1 protein-coding gene is annotated in these 283 nt (G+C 40.3%); it reads left to right on the top strand.

What is annotated here, in order from left to right:
• A partial coding sequence (locus JEM49_RS07945; protein WP_201874564.1) for a Rib/alpha-like domain-containing protein occupies positions 1 to 283 on the top strand: 283 nt, incomplete at both ends.

The raw sequence follows: 283 nt of genomic DNA, 5'->3' as shown, positions 1-283 counted from the left end.
GACTACAACTGTTGGCAAAACGCCTAAGGCTGATGAAGTAATTTCAAGAACTGATAAGAATGGTAAGAAGATGCCAAGTGATGCAAACTACACTTGGCAGACTGAACCAAACACAAGTAAAGTTGGTGAGGCATCTGGTGAAGTAACAGTAACTTACGCTGATGGAAGCCATGATGATGTTCCTGTAACTATTAACGTCAAGGATAAGCTAGATGACAATAAAAAGTACCACATCGATGGCAAAGGTGGTCTTAAGGTAGATAAGGGTCAAACTTTAGATCCA

Origin of the sequence: Lactobacillus sp. A27, from assembly GCF_016742815.1 — a bacterium.
GTDB classification, from domain to species: domain Bacteria; phylum Bacillota; class Bacilli; order Lactobacillales; family Lactobacillaceae; genus Lactobacillus; species Lactobacillus gallinarum.
Note: the sequence above shows the minus strand (reverse complement) of the source record. Positions and strands in the feature narration are given on the sequence as shown.